Genomic DNA, 15,965 nt, shown 5'->3' with positions numbered 1-15,965 from the left:
ATGCAAGAAGTGTTTATTTTTTTTATAATGATTGATGTATTTAGAAATTATTTATGTAGACATATTTGCGGAGATTATGATAAATTAACCACGACTGAAGTTTTATTAATCAAGAAAGGAGACAAGTATGGCTCGTTGTTATTCAAATTTATTTAATCGTTTGTCCGGGCAGTTGGGACGTGTTATTTACTATCAAGTGGGAGATCGTCTTTATGCGCGAACGACCCCGGGACAGATGAAGGATTGTCGTTCCGAGTTGCAGTTGTATTACCGGGAGCGGATGAGGAAAACGGCTACTTTTTACGGGGTTATCCGGCAGACATGGTTGGCCCGTATTTGGCAGATGTTGGGAGTGGCAGAGCATCGTTCGGGGTATAATCTTTTCCTGAAAGCTAATATGCGAGCGTTTAACGGAGAGGGATTGCTGTATGATCTCGTGCATTTTAAATTTTAAGATTATGGCTTTGTTTAAATCATTTGTATTGGGGGATGTGAGAAAATCGGTGGCAAACGGGTATAGTATTGCCCGGGGAAAGAGAAACACGATACGTAACCCGAGGACTCCGGGGCAGTTGACGCAACGGGCGAAGATGAAAGCGTTACAAAGGACTTCGCTGTATTTTGCTCCGGTGGCGGAACTTGGTTTCCCGGGACGAAAGGGTGGAAATACGTTTTATAATGCCTTCGTGAAGGCAAATATGAAAGCCGTGATGGTTGACGAGGAGTATAACCCCACGATTGACTATGAAAAAATCGTGTGTGCCGAAGGGAACTTACAGGATGGGATGCTGACCGTGTCGTTGAACGAGGATGTGATAACGATTACTCAGGAGGCTCAAAGTCGTTGGTCGGTGTTGGCTAATCCGACGGACGTGCTGTACGTGGTGGTTTACGAGAAAACGAGTAACCAAATCATCGTGGAACCTTGTCGGAACCGTCAAGAGAGTGGCGTGACGGTAATTACCTTGGATGATGGATGGGTAAAGGAGAATTTGGAGATTTATGCTTTCATGTTGTCGAAGGATAAGAGGAAGGCATCGAACAGTAGACGGTTGACTGTTAACAGTTGAAAAGTTGAGGATATTAAAAATGGCACTCTTTCCAGGGTGCCATTTTTAATATCATGAAAAAAGAAATTACATGAGGAAATGATCACTGATCGATTTGTGCTCGTAGATGTTGCGGATCGTGTCGGCAAACATGGGAGCGATCGGTAATACTTTAATCTTCGCACAAGGTTGTTTCTGAGGAATAGAATCGGTAAAGATTACTTCCGTCAGTTTTGATTTCTCGATATTTTCGTATGCCTTACCGGAGAGGACTGCATGGGTGGCTACGGCGCGTACACTGGCAGCTCCATTGTCAATAAGCATATCGGCTGCCTTGCAGATTGTTCCGGCTGTGTCGATCATGTCATCGACCACGATGATGTTTTTGCCCTCTACATCCCCGATCACTTTCATGTCGGCAACTTCGTTTGCCCGGATACGGGTCTTGTGGCAGATGATCAAACCTGAATCAAAGTATTTTGCCCAAGAATTTGCTCTTTTGGCTCCACCGATGTCTGGGGAGGCGATGGCAAAATCGCGTAATCCTAAAGATTTGATATAAGGGATCAAGACTGTAGAACCGTACAGGTGATCCACGGGAATATCGAAGAATCCTTGAATTTGGTCGGCGTGTAAATCCATGGTGATAATTCGGTCTACTCCGGCAGCTTGTAGCATATTAGCTACTAGTTTTGCTCCGATAGCAACACGCGGTTTATCTTTCCGGTCTTGACGCGCAAACCCGAAATAGGGGATTACGGCGATTACCTTGTAGGCAGATGCTCTTTTGGCGGCATCGATCATCAAGAGTAACTCCATGAGGTTATCACTGGGCGGGAAGGTGGATTGCACGATAAACACGTGCTCACCTCTCACCGTTTCGTCGAATGACGTGACGAATTCTCCGTCACTAAATCTCGTAAACGTTTTTTTACCGAGTTCCAGCCCAAGAGAACTAGCAATACTTTCTGCGATATATTGACTATTCTCTCCGGCGAAAACTTTAATTTCGGGAAGATTTGACATATCTAATTCATTAGTTGAAACACTTGGCAAAAATAGGAAATTAATCGCAGATAGAGAATTGAAATCGAAAATATTTGTACTCTCATGGGAGTGCAAGTTTGAAAGTTTCAGGTTAAGGTGTTAGTGGGTTTATGGTGTATAACTTGTAACTTGCTAATTTGTAACTTGTAACCCGACTAGCGGATCAAACAATGGGTGTTTTTTTTACGCTGATTGTTTGATCCGCTAGTCGGAATATATTATATTTACACGGTGAAAGCATGTTTATTAATTATTAATCAATATATTTTCAAATAGATGGAAGAAATCAAAAAGTACGTGGAAGAAAACAAGGAACGTTTCCTGAACGAGTTATTCGAGTTGATCCGGATCCCTTCAATCTCTTCATTGTCCGAGCACAAGCCGGATATGTACCGTTGTGCCGAACAATGGACAAAGATCATGTTAGCTGCCGGGGCTGATCGGGCAGAAGTATATGAAACAGATGGTAATCCGGTGGCTTACGGGGAGAAAATACTTGATCCTGCTCTTCCCACGGTATTAGTATATGGTCACATGGACGTGATGCCGGTAGACCCGGTTGATTTGTGGAAAACCAAGCCTTTCGAACCGGTTGTAAAAGACGGTAAGATTTGGGCTCGTGGTGCTGACGATGATAAAGGTCAGGCTTTCATGCACGCGAAAGCTTTTGAATATCTGGTAAAATCCGGGAAATTGAATTGTAACGTGAAATTCATGATCGAGGGTGAAGAAGAGATCGGTTCTCCGAATCTTCCGAAATTTTGTCGGGAACATAAAGATATGTTGAAGGCAGACGTGATCTTGGTTTCCGATACCAGCATGATCGGTCCGGATATCCCTTCTATCACGACGGGATTGAGAGGTCTGGCTTACTGGCAGGTTGAAGTAACCGGTCCGAATGCCGACTTGCATTCCGGTATTTTCGGTGGTGCCGTGGCTAACCCGATTAACGTGTTGTGTAAATTGATTGCCGATATGCAGGATGAGAAAGGCCATATCACGATCCCGGGATTTTATGATGACGTGTTGGAAGTAAGTGCCGAGGAACGTGCTAAAATGGCGAAAGCTCCTTTCAATCTCGAAAATTACAAGAAATCGTTGGATATCAAAGAAGTGAAAGGCGAAGAAGGATTTACCACGAACGAGCGCACGGGTATTCGCCCGACATTTGACGTTTGCGGTATCTGGGGTGGTTACACGGGTGAAGGTGCCAAGACTGTACTGCCTTCTAAAGCATACGCCAAGATCAGTTGCCGTTTGGTTCCGAACCAGAAGCACGAGAAGATTGCAAAATTATTCAAGGAATATTTTGAATCTATCGCACCGGATTATGTGAAAGTAAAGGTAGATTACTTGCATGGAGGTCCTTCTTATGTATGCCCGATTGATCTTCCGGCTTACAAGGCTGCTGAAAAAGCATACGAGGAAGTTTACGGGAAACAACCCGTTCCGGTACGCTCGGGAGGTAGTATTCCAATCATCGCTACTTTCGAGGAAGTATTAGGCATTAAATCCGTGCTCATGGGCTTCGGCTTGGGATCAGATGCAATCCACTCTCCGAACGAAAACTATCCGCTGGAACAATTCTATAATGGAATCACGACAATTCCGTTATTCTACAAGTATTTCGGAGAAATCATGAAGAAATAAATTTTCTTTTTATAAATTGTTATGGCCCTCGTTTTGCATTTGCAGAACGAGGGTCGCTTTTTTCCTGAAAATATTAGGAAATAGGAGACTTTTTGTTTTTTTTATCTGTATATTGTCACGGTGTAATCATATCGTGATATATGGCGTTTACGTTTGTGATTTTTGAAGGAGATTCATTGCGGTTCATCCGGATGATTGGGGATAATTAAATATTTCATATAAAATGTGCAAAATGAATAGAATACGTTTATTTATTTTATGCTTGGGAATGATATTTTTATTCTCTTGCAAAGATGATGATGATAGTGATAAAGATATGAAGGCTAATTTGCCGAAATTGTCTGTTGATTCGGTTTCTATGTTGGGCATAATCGGGTTGAATAATGCTTTGATATTTTCGATTGACGATGTCCCGTTTATTGGTCTGGGATATATGCCTTTGATGGGAAAGAATAGTTATTTTTATTACTATGTACCGGAATCTCGGTCATGGGAACAAGTTGCAGTCGAATACCCGGGTGGAAGTCGTGAAGAAGCTGTCGCTTTTGTTATCGGGCATAAAGCCTACGTTGGTTTAGGTTATACTGCGGGTAAAACGGATCCAATGCATTACTATGATGATTTTTACGTGTATGATAGCGATTCGAAAACTTGGGAGTTACTTGCGTTTGAGTTCCCGGGGGAATCACGGGCGGGTGCCGTTGCCTTTTCAATAGGTGGAAAAGGGTATGTGGGAACAGGATTTTCGGAAAATGCCTATCGTTTGTCAGATTTTTATGAATTTGATCCTGTAACAGGATGGAAACAAGTGACGAATATTGGTTATGCCCGTGCGGGTGCTCATGCTTTTGTCGCTAACGGGTATGGTTATGTTTGTTTCGGAGATGGAGCAAATGATGTGCAAAAGTTTGATCCGGAACTTAAAACGTGGAAAAGTCAACCTATTTGGTATGACAAAGATGAGACCGAGAAGCTACATTCGTCTCTAACTGCATCTTTCGTGATCAATAAGGACGGGGAGGATTTCGTGTATTTATGGGGGAATGAGCGTTGGGGATATAATCCTCGGGAGAATGTATGGAAAAAAGTGAAATACCCTATAGGTGGAGAATATGGATTTACCATGGGAGGACGAGGATTTTCTATGAGCATGTATCTGGAAGAAGGGGCGTTTAAGGCAAGAATTTTTGAAGTTATCAATTGATATTCAGAGGGCAGGCGATTATCGCTTGCCTCCTGATAAAGTCCGAAAGTTTTATTTAAGATTTACGTGTGGCGGGAATATCTCCGGCCTGTAATAAGACTAGGGTAACACATGGGCTAGGCTAGCTTCTCGTGTTATCCTGTATAGAGTCAATTTGTAGTTCATTATCATCATCGAGCATTCATCCTGCATTTATCGAGCATTCATCTTCGATAAAATTGATTTGTTATTCAATTTTGCTTGTATATTGGTTCTGTTTTGAAGTAAATTTGTTACTTGGGAGAGTGTGTTAGAGCGAGAGATGGGGGTGAGGAAAGTTTAGGGAAAGGATTGTGTTTTACCGGGGTGAAAATATCGTGATATATTCTTGAAACTATACCTTATTTTAGGGATTGTTCGTGATAAACTGATCATATACTTTTGACGTTTGTTAATAAATGAATTTTATTCATTGTAGTAGTCAAAATTTTTAAGTAATAAATAAGTTGATTGAAGTTATGAAAAAACGAAGGGTTCAGCACGTGAGGGGAAAGGTGAAATTACTGGCTCTATTGGTGGGGGTGTTTTTGGGTTGCCATGTTTCGTTACGTGCGCAGGATGCGATTCAGGTGGATTTGAAATTGTCCCGTGTTCCGTTGGATGAAGTATTCAAGAAAGTCGAGCAGTTGACCGATTACGTGTTTATTTATAATTCGGAAGACGTGCAAATTGTTCCGCGTGTAAGTTTGGATGTAAAACAGGCTCGGATACAGGATATTCTGGACAGATGTTTGGAAAATACGAGCTTGTCGTACGAGTTTAAGAAAAATGTGATTATTATCCGGAAGCGAGTTTTAAAACAACAAGATCCTGTTATTCGGATTTTTGGAAAAGTGACGGATAAGAAGAAAGAGCCTTTACCGGGAGTGACGGTAAAAGTGAAGGGTATGCCTTTAGGCGTGGCGACGGATTTGGATGGAGCGTATTCGATTTCGGTACCGGGAAGGACGGAGCGGCTCGTGCTGCAATTCTCTTTCGTGGGTATGACTCCCCGGGAGATCGTTTATTCTGGGAATAATGAGATCAATGTCACTTTGCAGGAGGAACAAGCAAAGATTGATGAAGTGGTTGTGACGGGAATGTTCAATCGCCGGATGGAAAGTTTTACAGGTTCGGCTGCAACCTTTAAGCAGGAAGATATTTTGCGGGTTGGGAATCAAAATTTGATCAAGAGTTTGAAGAATCTGGATCCTGCATTTCAAATTATAGAAAATTTGGAATATGGCAGTGATCCGAACCGTATGCCTACCGTGCAATTGCGGGGACAGACTTCATTCCCCAATTTGCAGGGAGAGTATGAGAATAATCCGAATCAACCTTTGTTTATTTTGGATGGTTTTGAGACAACTCTCGAGAAAGTGTATGATCTTGATATGAACCGGGTGGCTAGCGTTACTTTGTTGAAAGATGCTGCCGCAAAAGCAATTTACGGTTCGAAAGCCGGAAATGGCGTGGTCGTAATTGAGACTATTCGTCCAAAATCGGGAGAATTACGGGTGTATTATTCCGGTGATTTCGGGATAGAAGCACCTGATTTGACCGGTTATAATTTGATGAATGCCGAGGAGAAGTTGGCGTATGAGGTACAGATTGGCATGTACGGGCCTTCGAGAGGATTGATTACGGCTTATGATTCATACAAGAAAGTGTATGACGATGTTGTGCGAGGGGTAGATACTTACTGGCTTTCAAAACCCCTTCGTACGGGATTCAGCAATAAGCATTCCGTGACATTAGAGGGTGGGGATGAGCGAATGCGTTACCAGTTTGGCCTGTATTACAACAATGTGGCGGGTGTGATGAAAAAATCAGATCGTAGTACATTGAACATCAATACGACACTCTCGTATTCATATAAAAATCTTCTATTTCGGAATACGATAGAGTTTTCTCGAAATTGGTCGAGGAATTCACCTTATGGAAATTTTTCAGAGTATACATCATTGAATCCTTATTGGGCTCCATATGACGAAGACGGGAATTTGATCAAAGAGTTCACGGTTCACAAAGGGGAAAGTGATGAGAATGTTTACGAATATCATTATTATAATCCGCTTTATAATGCAACGTTGAATACGAAAGATAAGTCCGGTTATACGGAGGTACAGGATAATTTTTCGGCAGACTGGCGTATTGACGAGGCTTTCCGTGTGATCGGGAGTTTTGGGTATTCTCGCAGGGAGGGAAGTGCGGATGTTTTTTATCCGGCCAGTCACACGAAATTTATTAATTATGACAAGAATGGGATGAGCGATCGGAAGGGACAGTATTCGAAGAAAGATGAGGCTTCGGAGCGGGTGTCTTTGCAAGCGGGTGTGAATTTTAATAAAACTTTTGGAGATCACTTACTTTTTGCCAACGTGACATGGAATGTGTCGACCTCGAAAGCAATGTCAACGACGGTAATTGCGGAAGGATTCGGTAACGATTACATGGATGATATTTCTTTCGGAACAAATTACGAGAAAAATGGTAAACCGCGGGGGAGTAATAGTAAATTGCGGGAGATCGGTGTTATCGGAGCTCTCAACTATTCATATGCCGATCGTTATCTTTTTGATGCCTCGCTTCGAAGAAGTGCTTCTTCTGCCTATGGAAAAGATAGTCGTTGGGGTACATTCTGGTCACTAGGCGTGGGGTGGAACCTTCACCACGAGCGTTTTCTGGAGGCGAGCGAATGGATTCGAAATCTAAAGTTACGTGCTTCGTTGGGATACACGGGAAACCAAAATTTGGATCCTTCGCAATCTAGAGCTCGTTATAAGTATTACGACTATACGTATAGTGATAAAATAGGGGCACAGTTGGTGGCTATTCCCAATGATGAGTTACAGTGGCAGAAGAATAAGGATTACAATTTCGGGTTAGATTTGTCCCTCAAGCGTTTCTTGATTCTCCGGGCGGATTACTATATTCAACGTACAGAGAATTTGCTTTCGAATATTTCGATACCTCCTTCGACAGGTTTCCGGAATTACATGGAAAATTTGGGTATTATCGAGAATCGTGGGTACGAGATCTCTTTGCAGATTACCCCTTGGCGTGATGACAAACGAAGTGCATATATTTCCTTGTCGGCCACGGGATTACATAATGACAACAAGATCAAAAAAATATATGATATTTTCAAGAATAGCAATGAGGAGCAGAATAACAATTATAAATATTTTGATGGGGGGAACGAAGATATTAGCTCTCCGGAGGTGATCAAGAAATATATTAATCGTTTCACGAAACCGGCTACATTATATTATGAAGGGTGTTCTATGACAGCCATTTGGGGAATGCGTTCTTTGGGTATTGATCCGGCATCGGGAAGGGAAATGTATTTAACGAAAGATGGCAAGAGCGATTACACTTGGAGTGCAGCTGATCAGGTTGTGATTGGAGATTCTTCTCCTAAATTGAGTGGTTCTTTGGGGGTGAATGCCGGGTATAAGGGGTTTAGTTTGTCTGTGTCGTGCAGCTATAAGTTGGGAGGAGATCTTTATAACCAGTCGCTGATCTCTCGTGTGGAAAACGTGACCGGCTTGGAAAATCTCGATCGTCGGATACATAAGGCTTGGCAAAAGATCGGGGATGTGGCTCCTTACCGGGTAACGGTGTTCGATTCTCGAAATTCCAGCTACACGAGGCCTACCTCCCGTTTCATTCAAAAGAATAACGAGCTTTATATTTCTTCTATGAATATGGGATATGAGTTTTCAAAAGAATCGTGGATCCGGCGGATTGCTTTGGACCGGTTGAAGGTCTCTTTCTATATGAATGAATTGCTACGCGTGTCGAGTGTTGATATTGAACGAGGGACATCTTATCCATTTGCCCGAAATTTTTCGTTTGAGTTACAAGCAACTTTTTAAATCATAAACAATAAGAGCATGAAAAGATTGAGTATCATAATGATAACGGTGTCTGTGTTCCTGTGCATGGCATGTGAGAACTGGCTGGACGTGAATGCTTCTTCTGAATTGGACCGTTCTGAATTGTTCAAGAGTGAGAATGGTTACGGGGAGGCTTTGATCGGTGTATATGCCAAGTTGTGCGATAAATCGTTGTATGGGCGGGAACTTACGTTCGATATGGCAGATGTACTGGCGGGTTATTATAAATTAACATTAACTACCGGTAATGGCTATTGGTATCGGTATAGTTATGCCGATCCCTCGAATACGAATGCAGCGAATTGGCATGAGAACTATACGGAAGATGTTTGGAGTAATATGTACGCGCAGATTGCGAATTTGAATTCTTTATTGGAGACGATTGACAAGAATAAATATGTGTTCTCGGATGACAATTATAATCTTATAAAAGGCGAGGCCTTGGGACTGCGGGGGTTTCTTCATTTTGAGTTGTTGCGCTTGTTTGCGGCAGCTTATCCACTTGGCAAAGATAAGGAGTCGATTCCTTATGTGACACATTTGACACATTCTGTAACACCGTTATTTACGCAAGAAGATGCAATTTCGGCAATGTTGTCCGACTTAACTAATGCCAAGACCCTGATGTCCAATGATCCGATTCGTTTGGGAACAACACCGGCCTCTTGTTTAGCTTCTTTGCCTTCCGGCGAATTTTTAGCAGATGATAAGATTCCGACTTGGCACAACCGTCGTTTTCGATTTAATTATTATGCTGCTGTGGCCACGATGGCTCGAATATTCTTGTGGAAAGGTGACCGGGAAAATGCGTTACTTTGTGCGCAGGAGGTAATTCGTGATCAGGAGACAAAATTCCCGTGGGTTCTAAAGGAGAATTTGATCCATATTGGAGACGTGAATACGGCAAATAATTTTCGAAATCAAGATCGGACTTTTGCAACGGAACATATTTTTGCGTTGAATATTACGGATTTGAAGGATTGTATGGATGGATATATTCAGGGAGGACTTGAAGATTTTTCTACTGTTGATACGAGATTGGGAGCTTCAAGCGAGGACCGATCTGCGGTGTACGAGGAGAATACGGCTGACGTGCGTTACCAGTACTGGTTCGAGCCCTACATGAATTATTTCCTGATTGCGAAATTTTATCAAAATGCGATTGTTGCTCGCTATTTTCAGGAGCGATTACCCTTGATCCGTTTGTCGGAGATGTACTACATTGCAGCAGAATGTGCACCTTCAACTTCGGATGGGGTGGATTATTTGGAAGAGGTGCGGATGAATCGTGGGTTGGTAAGTTTTCCATTGAATCGGTCGATATCACGTGAGGAACTTTTACAGGAGATTCGCAAAGAGTATTGGAAAGAGTTTTGGGGAGAGGGACAATTGTGGTTTTACTATAAGCGTAATTCTATCACTGATTTTTCAGAATACATGACGAACACTGATTTCTTTACTTTTAAGATTCCCGATGTGGAGGAATCAACGGCAAGGGCGGAAAGAATTATGAAAAAATAGAAGATGATGAGATATATATGGATAATAACTGCTATGCTCTTTGTGGCGGGAGCATGTTCGAAGAGTAAGATTGAAATATGGAGTGCTAAGCCGCGGGCTAGCTTTTACATGAGGAATGATACTGTTTCTTTTTCTTTCACGACTCAGCCAGAAGGCACGACGGAAGGGGTTGTGAAGTTAGGAATTACGATAGCAGGACGCTTGGCTGATGTTGATCGTCATATAGCTATCAAGGGATTGGGGGGAAGTCCTTCAAATCCGGGATCGCGATATGAGATCGTGTCGGCAATTATTCCTGCGGGAAAGAAGAGGGGGGATGCATTGATAAAAGTGTACAAGACAGATAATCTCGATATGGCGAATGACACGTTGAGTTTCGAGGTGGTCGCTTCTGAGGAATTCGAGGTCGGTGAGGAGGATTACTTGCGCGGTGCCGTGATCGTGTCAAACTTGTGGACACAACCGTCTTGGTGGGATAAGTATCATCTTGGAGAATATTCCGCTAAGAAATTGGAGATTATTTATCAGGTATTAGATTCCACAAAGGTTTTTGAGAACGTGAAGAGTTGGTATGATGATGACGTGCAAATTGCTATTTATAAGTTGAATCGTTATTGCAAGGATAACAACGTGAAATATAATCCTGAAGACGAGAGTGTTATTCAATTTGAATCAGGAAGTAAATAAACAGGTTAGCTATGAGTAAATTATATATTATATTTTTAACATTGTTTCTCCTATACGGGTGTTATGACGACAAGGGAAATTACGATTACAAGTCCTTGGATAGTCTTTTAATTACGCTACCAAGTAAAACCTATTCTTGTCTTTTTGGAGAAAAATTGCAGATATCCCCGACGATCGAGACAACAATTCCCGAAACTGATTTGATTTACGAGTGGGAGTTTTACGGGAAGGATGGTGATAATTATTGGAGTCGTTATTTTCCCGTGTATAAAGGGAAAGAATTAGATTATACCTGTCTCTATAACGACACGTTATTACCGGGAGAGGGGACATATTCGCTACGTCTGAACGTGACTCAGAATAGTACGGGGCGCCATTTTTACTCGGAAGTGGTAAGCGTGAAACTTGATTTTCAATTGAGTCATATTGGGGCGATGGTACTTCATGGTGATGGTATCTCATCGGATATCGGGATTGTCGTGGCGGATGAATTCCAAATTGTTAAGCCGGAATCTTCTGTTATTCCGGAAGTTTACCCGCATTTTTATTCGAACGCTAATGCGGGTGAAAGAATCGATGGGCGGGGACAATGGATCATTCAGAATTGCACGAAGAGTTCTTATAGGTATCCTGAGAATATCTTCGTGATTGCTGCCACGGATAAGGGGGCTGTTTTGGCCCATAGCAAAAGTCTTTTGAATAACGGGAGTTGGAATGATTTGTTTAATGGTGGTTTAAATCAAGGGAAACCGGAGAACGTGGTGATCAACAGTATGTCGTTTATGGCCTTTGATGGCGGGGACGTGTTCAAAAAAACTTCGACAGAAGTGTTGTTTGCCGTGCCTTTGTATGCAACTGCCGATTATGAATATGATTTTGATCCTCGTATTTTGCCTTTTTCTCATCACACTTACAAGGATGTTCTTCGGGCCTTGTTGTTTGACCGGGCAAAACGTGGTTTTGTTGCTATCATTGGAAGCGCCGGATTAAATAGTTTTAATAAGTTTCTAGAATTGGATGCTACCGTTGGAGCTGGGAGTGTAAATATTCCATTTAATCCCGGCGATATGAAGGCTGATCTGATTCACATGGATCTTGGTGGATTGGGTGATCACGTGCTTGCCGTGATGAAGAATGATGGTGGCGAGTATTTCATGGTGGAGATGGATGTTTCAGTGAAGACAGCCCCGGAGACACCGAAATTCAAATATGACTTGATGCATGTGGAAGACGTAAAGAATAATCGTGTGATTGATTGGGCATTTGGGAGTACTTTTATGAATATGTGTTATTTTGCAACATCGGAAGGAGTGTATCGTTTCTCGGTAGACAACGGAAAAACTATTCGGCCAGAACCCTTGATGACAGCAAATAATGCAAAAGTTCGGTTTGAGGGTAATATTACCATGATGAAAATATTGAAACCAGATATTTTCTCCGGAAATAACAATGATGTGTATTATAAATCTAACGTGGAAATGGTGGTCGGTACGTATGGAGGAACTTCCGGTTCAGGAATTCTTTATAGTATAGAGTTGGATCCCTTGTCCGGGAGGGTGTTGCTTGTCCGGGAATATACTGGTTTTGATGAAATATGTGATGTAAATATAAAAGGTTATTGATAACAAGTCTGAATTATTGTCACTTTCGGTACTCCCTTCATTTTACGTTTGTAAGGTGGGGGAGTTTTTTAGAGAAAAGAGAATCATTGTGTAATGGTAAAAGTATAATCATATTATTGTTTGGAATCCATCGTTTGGAAGATGTGGAAACGGGTTTTACGTCCCCCGCCTTCGATGGAGAATTGTTCCGTGTGCTTGGAACCGTTGCGGGCGTTGAGCTGAAGCGTGATGTTGTTCTGCCCGCCAGATAGGGGAAGACGGGTGTAAGAGATGGAATAGGGTAGAGTTTGCCAGTTACGCGTGTCCGCTTTTTCCGTGAGGCTGTTGGCAATGCCGACAGCTAAACCAAGCCATTCGTTTTGTTTGCGGGCGGAATATTCCAATCCTTTTTTGGCGGCAACCCGGAGAAGAGAGTTCGAGAATTCCCGAACCATACGATCCCGCAAGGTTTTAAAGGCAATCTCGTTGATGTTCTCGGCTAACTCCAAAGGGTACGTGTGAGCATTTGTTACGAGTGATCCGGAGGCATAAAGGGGGGGACGTTCCGTGTATTTCGGGAAGGCTACCCGTAACATTTGCAGGTCGGCTATGCTTTTGCGTTCGTTGTCACTGTATCCCGAGCCTAAAAAGAACGGGAACGTGAGTCCGAGGTCCTCGTTGTGAAAAACAATGGCTCCGTCACCTCTTTTCTGCTTGACGAAATTAATGCTCCATTCCGCTTTCACCGGGCCCATCCCGTTTAGCCAGAAGAATACAAGTTGACCGTTTGCCGGGGTGGGGGTATGCGTGTATTTGAGGTTAAATTCTTTCTCGTATTGTTTTAGTTCTGCCGTGAAACCACAGTTATAAGCCGTGCGCATGAGGTCTTGTTTCAGTTGTTCGGGAGCTTTTACCCCGAAGTTTTTGACGTAATCGGATTGATAAACTTCGTAAGCATTCCGGTAGGCGATAAAGGCATTGTTGTCATCCCCGGAGGCATCGTAAATCAAGCCCATTAGTAGATGGGCGAAAGCATCCCGTTGATAACGATTCTTGTTGTCGGGATATTTGTCGTTCAGTTGATTGAGTTTAATGTTTATCTTGCGGACTTCCACCAAGGCTCCTTCCATATCGTTCAGGTCGAGATAATTCAGAGCCTTGTAGAAATTGATCATAATGACTTCGAAATCTTCCGGTCGATAAGGACGAGCTTCCGGGTTCGTTACCAGGGCGGCAGCTTCCGCTCCAACATTGCTGTGGTACTCGTCGATCAGGTTTTCGGCGGTTTCGAAATATTGATTACTATTGGTGGGGTTGCCGAGCATGAATTCTACGTATCCCTTGTTAAGATAATAAAGGATGCGATTTTTACCCGTGGCTTGCTTTTTGTCCTTATCTAATAGTTTATTTGCTTTCTCAAAATTACCCACGTTGACGGCCGATTGAAATTCCGCGGTCCGTTGATACCAAGTGGCACATCCAGAGAGGAGAAAGACGAGGATAAGCCCGAGGAGTTTATAAGGTTTGTAAAGTTTATAAAGTTCATAAGGTTTATGAATCCCGATTGTATTTCTTTTAAAGTATGAACAATGAATGTTTTTCATTTTTTCAAGGTCTTAAACTTTTGGGGAATTACTTTATAAACTTTATGAACCTTATAAACTTTACAAACTTGTTAGAAAACTTTGTCGCTGATTTGTTTCTTTATCTTCTTGTCTCCCATCCAAACGACTTCATTTGTCTCGATGTTTGTGAGTTGCAGGTCAATCTGGTAGGTTACGACTTTTTGTTTCTTGTACGAGTCCACGATACTGTTGATCGTTCCTTGCAGGATGAAATCGGCCCCGAGTTCTTTTCCCCATTTTTTGGTAGTTTCGGGTGAAGCGTAGTCCTGTTGTTCCGCTCTTTCTTTTCTCAATTCGTTTCGTTTCTCCCCGGCAACGACCAAACGGATGTTCCCGTCACGGATAATGGCTTTTTCCACGTCCTTAATGAAAGTTTCGGAGTTGATGTGTTCGTGACTTTTGTTTTCAACAAGTCCTACAACAACCACGGGACGCTTGTCATTTGCTTTCAAGTATTTGGGAATCCAGGCCGAGGTCAGTAAGTCCCCGATCATTTCTTCGGAAACAAGTCGTGAGTCACTATCATTCCAGCGTCCGCTGAGATCAATGGTTTCATTCGGGTCTACCCGAGTAATTTTCCGGTTCGCGCATCCGTTGATTAAGGCAATGGCCAAGACAACCAGTGTTCCGATAAATATTCTTCTCATATTCCGTTGTTTTAAGTTTCTATTCAGTTTCCACGATTAGGATTCATGTGATTTTTATTAAAGTTATTACAATAAACCTACCAAATATACGTATTTGGCACGCATATGGATGTTAATTAGATTTAAAATTAACGAGTCGTCCGATCATTATTCCGGAATGGGAGGTTATTCTTTGTAAATATTCGGGAAGTGTCTCTTCCGTTAATGTTACTTTTTTACTTGAAATGGAGGCGTGGAGTAAATATATTTGTCCGTTTTCTTCGACGGCAATACCCACGTGCGAGGTGTCGAGACCTTTTTTTTGCGTGGTAATCAATATGATATCGCCAGTCTTGATTTGCCCGACGAATGGAAGCACCTTTTCTTTCGGGATATAGTAGTATTCTCTGGCATTGATTTCTTTTTCTATACGGGTCATTTTCTTGACAAGTGAAGAATCTTTTTGTAAGGCCGGGTATTTTTGCCAGTTCTGGGAAATAAAGGATACTTTATTGGTGAACGGGATGCCTCCTTTTTCTTTGGTGATGTTTTCGATGATTCCCGAATGTTCCATTTCGTGTAGCCAATCGGAAGAATAATGCAGTCGGGCCGTGTAATCGGTAATTTCCCCGTTTCGGTAGCGGATTTTTTTCAGATTTGTCAGAAATTGCGGAAGGTTCGATTTATCGTATTTGTCCATAAGAGCCAGTGCGAGCACGTTGTCAACAAAGGTGACGCAATCGAATTCCCGGAGGTTTACTACAAGTTGCTCTTGCTTGTTTATGTCTAAAGTCCCTCCCACGTAAGGGGTTTCGATAAAGTAACGCCCGATGGCGGAAATCTTTTCATTGATGGGAAGTTTGGATATATTATTTTGATTGGCATATTCAAAAAAACGCTTTAACAGGGTCTGATCCTCTTGTGAGATTGAATCAGTCTGCGCGCATGCGAATGTCGAGAAAGTTAGTAAAAACAAGAGGATGAAATTTTTCATGGTAATGTGTGTGTTGTAAATAAAAAATGAGGAGCCGTAGT

The 15,965-nt window shown here is 42.3% G+C and carries 12 protein-coding genes; 8 read left to right on the top strand and 4 right to left on the bottom strand.

Annotated elements, in window-relative coordinates:
* Positions 1-127: 127 nt before the first annotated feature.
* Both DWW52_RS08275 and DWW52_RS08270 read left to right on the top strand, forming a co-directional pair.
* Positions 128-454: a hypothetical protein gene (locus DWW52_RS08275; protein WP_118715023.1), complete on the top strand. Its 327-nt coding sequence runs from the start codon at positions 128-130 to the stop codon at positions 452-454.
* A 4-nt stretch (positions 455-458) separates the two neighbouring features.
* Positions 459-1,070 carry a DUF6266 family protein gene (locus DWW52_RS08270; RefSeq protein WP_118715022.1) on the top strand — a complete coding sequence of 204 codons (612 nt, stop codon included), beginning with the start codon at positions 459-461 and terminating at the stop codon, positions 1,068-1,070.
* Positions 1,071-1,136: 66 nt separating this feature from the next.
* On the opposite strand, the gene DWW52_RS08265 is transcribed toward DWW52_RS08270, so the two are convergent.
* Positions 1,137-2,075 (bottom strand): ribose-phosphate pyrophosphokinase, encoded by a 939-nt coding sequence (locus tag DWW52_RS08265; protein WP_118715021.1) that lies wholly within the window; start codon positions 2,073-2,075, stop codon positions 1,137-1,139.
* Positions 2,076-2,372: 297 nt separating this feature from the next.
* Here DWW52_RS08265 and DWW52_RS08260 point away from each other — a divergent pair, with 297 nt between their 5' ends.
* The 6 genes from DWW52_RS08260 to DWW52_RS08235 all read left to right on the top strand — a co-directional run bounded on the left by DWW52_RS08260 (position 2,373) and on the right by DWW52_RS08235 (position 12,700).
* Positions 2,373-3,746, top strand: coding sequence for a dipeptidase (locus DWW52_RS08260; protein WP_118715020.1), 1,374 nt, complete (start codon positions 2,373-2,375; stop codon positions 3,744-3,746).
* A 232-nt stretch (positions 3,747-3,978) separates the two neighbouring features.
* Entirely contained in the window at positions 3,979-4,950 is a 972-nt protein-coding gene (locus tag DWW52_RS08255; protein ID WP_118715019.1) for a hypothetical protein, read from the top strand.
* A 497-nt stretch (positions 4,951-5,447) separates the two neighbouring features.
* Positions 5,448-8,849 (top strand): SusC/RagA family TonB-linked outer membrane protein, encoded by a 3,402-nt coding sequence (locus DWW52_RS08250; RefSeq protein ID WP_118715018.1) that lies wholly within the window; start codon positions 5,448-5,450, stop codon positions 8,847-8,849.
* 18 nt (positions 8,850-8,867) lie between these two features.
* Positions 8,868-10,391 (top strand): RagB/SusD family nutrient uptake outer membrane protein, encoded by a 1,524-nt coding sequence (locus tag DWW52_RS08245; RefSeq protein ID WP_118715017.1) that lies wholly within the window; start codon positions 8,868-8,870, stop codon positions 10,389-10,391.
* 3 nt (positions 10,392-10,394) lie between these two features.
* Complete coding sequence (locus DWW52_RS08240) at positions 10,395-11,078, top strand: DUF4843 domain-containing protein (RefSeq protein WP_118715016.1); 684 nt, start codon at positions 10,395-10,397, stop codon at positions 11,076-11,078.
* Between the two features lie 11 nt (positions 11,079-11,089).
* Positions 11,090-12,700: a PKD-like family lipoprotein gene (locus DWW52_RS08235; RefSeq protein ID WP_118715015.1), complete on the top strand. Its 1,611-nt coding sequence runs from the start codon at positions 11,090-11,092 to the stop codon at positions 12,698-12,700.
* 113 nt (positions 12,701-12,813) lie between these two features.
* On the opposite strand, the gene DWW52_RS08230 is transcribed toward DWW52_RS08235, so the two are convergent.
* The 3 genes from DWW52_RS08230 to DWW52_RS08220 form a co-directional block, all read right to left on the bottom strand.
* Positions 12,814-14,283 carry a COG3014 family protein gene (locus DWW52_RS08230; RefSeq protein ID WP_118715014.1) on the bottom strand — a complete coding sequence of 490 codons (1,470 nt, stop codon included), beginning with the start codon at positions 14,281-14,283 and terminating at the stop codon, positions 12,814-12,816.
* Positions 14,284-14,354: 71 nt separating this feature from the next.
* The gene (locus DWW52_RS08225; protein WP_118715013.1) at positions 14,355-14,951 is read right to left on the bottom strand and encodes a penicillin-binding protein activator LpoB; all 597 of its coding nucleotides are present in this window, start codon (positions 14,949-14,951) and stop codon (positions 14,355-14,357) included.
* A 112-nt stretch (positions 14,952-15,063) separates the two neighbouring features.
* Positions 15,064-15,924, bottom strand: coding sequence for an N-acetylmuramoyl-L-alanine amidase-like domain-containing protein (locus DWW52_RS08220; RefSeq protein ID WP_118715012.1), 861 nt, complete (start codon positions 15,922-15,924; stop codon positions 15,064-15,066).
* Positions 15,925-15,965: the final 41 nt, after the last annotated feature.

The organism is Odoribacter sp. AF15-53, assembly GCF_003479425.1.
Classification (GTDB): domain Bacteria; phylum Bacteroidota; class Bacteroidia; order Bacteroidales; family Marinifilaceae; genus Butyricimonas.
This window is presented reverse-complemented; position numbering and strand designations above follow the sequence as displayed.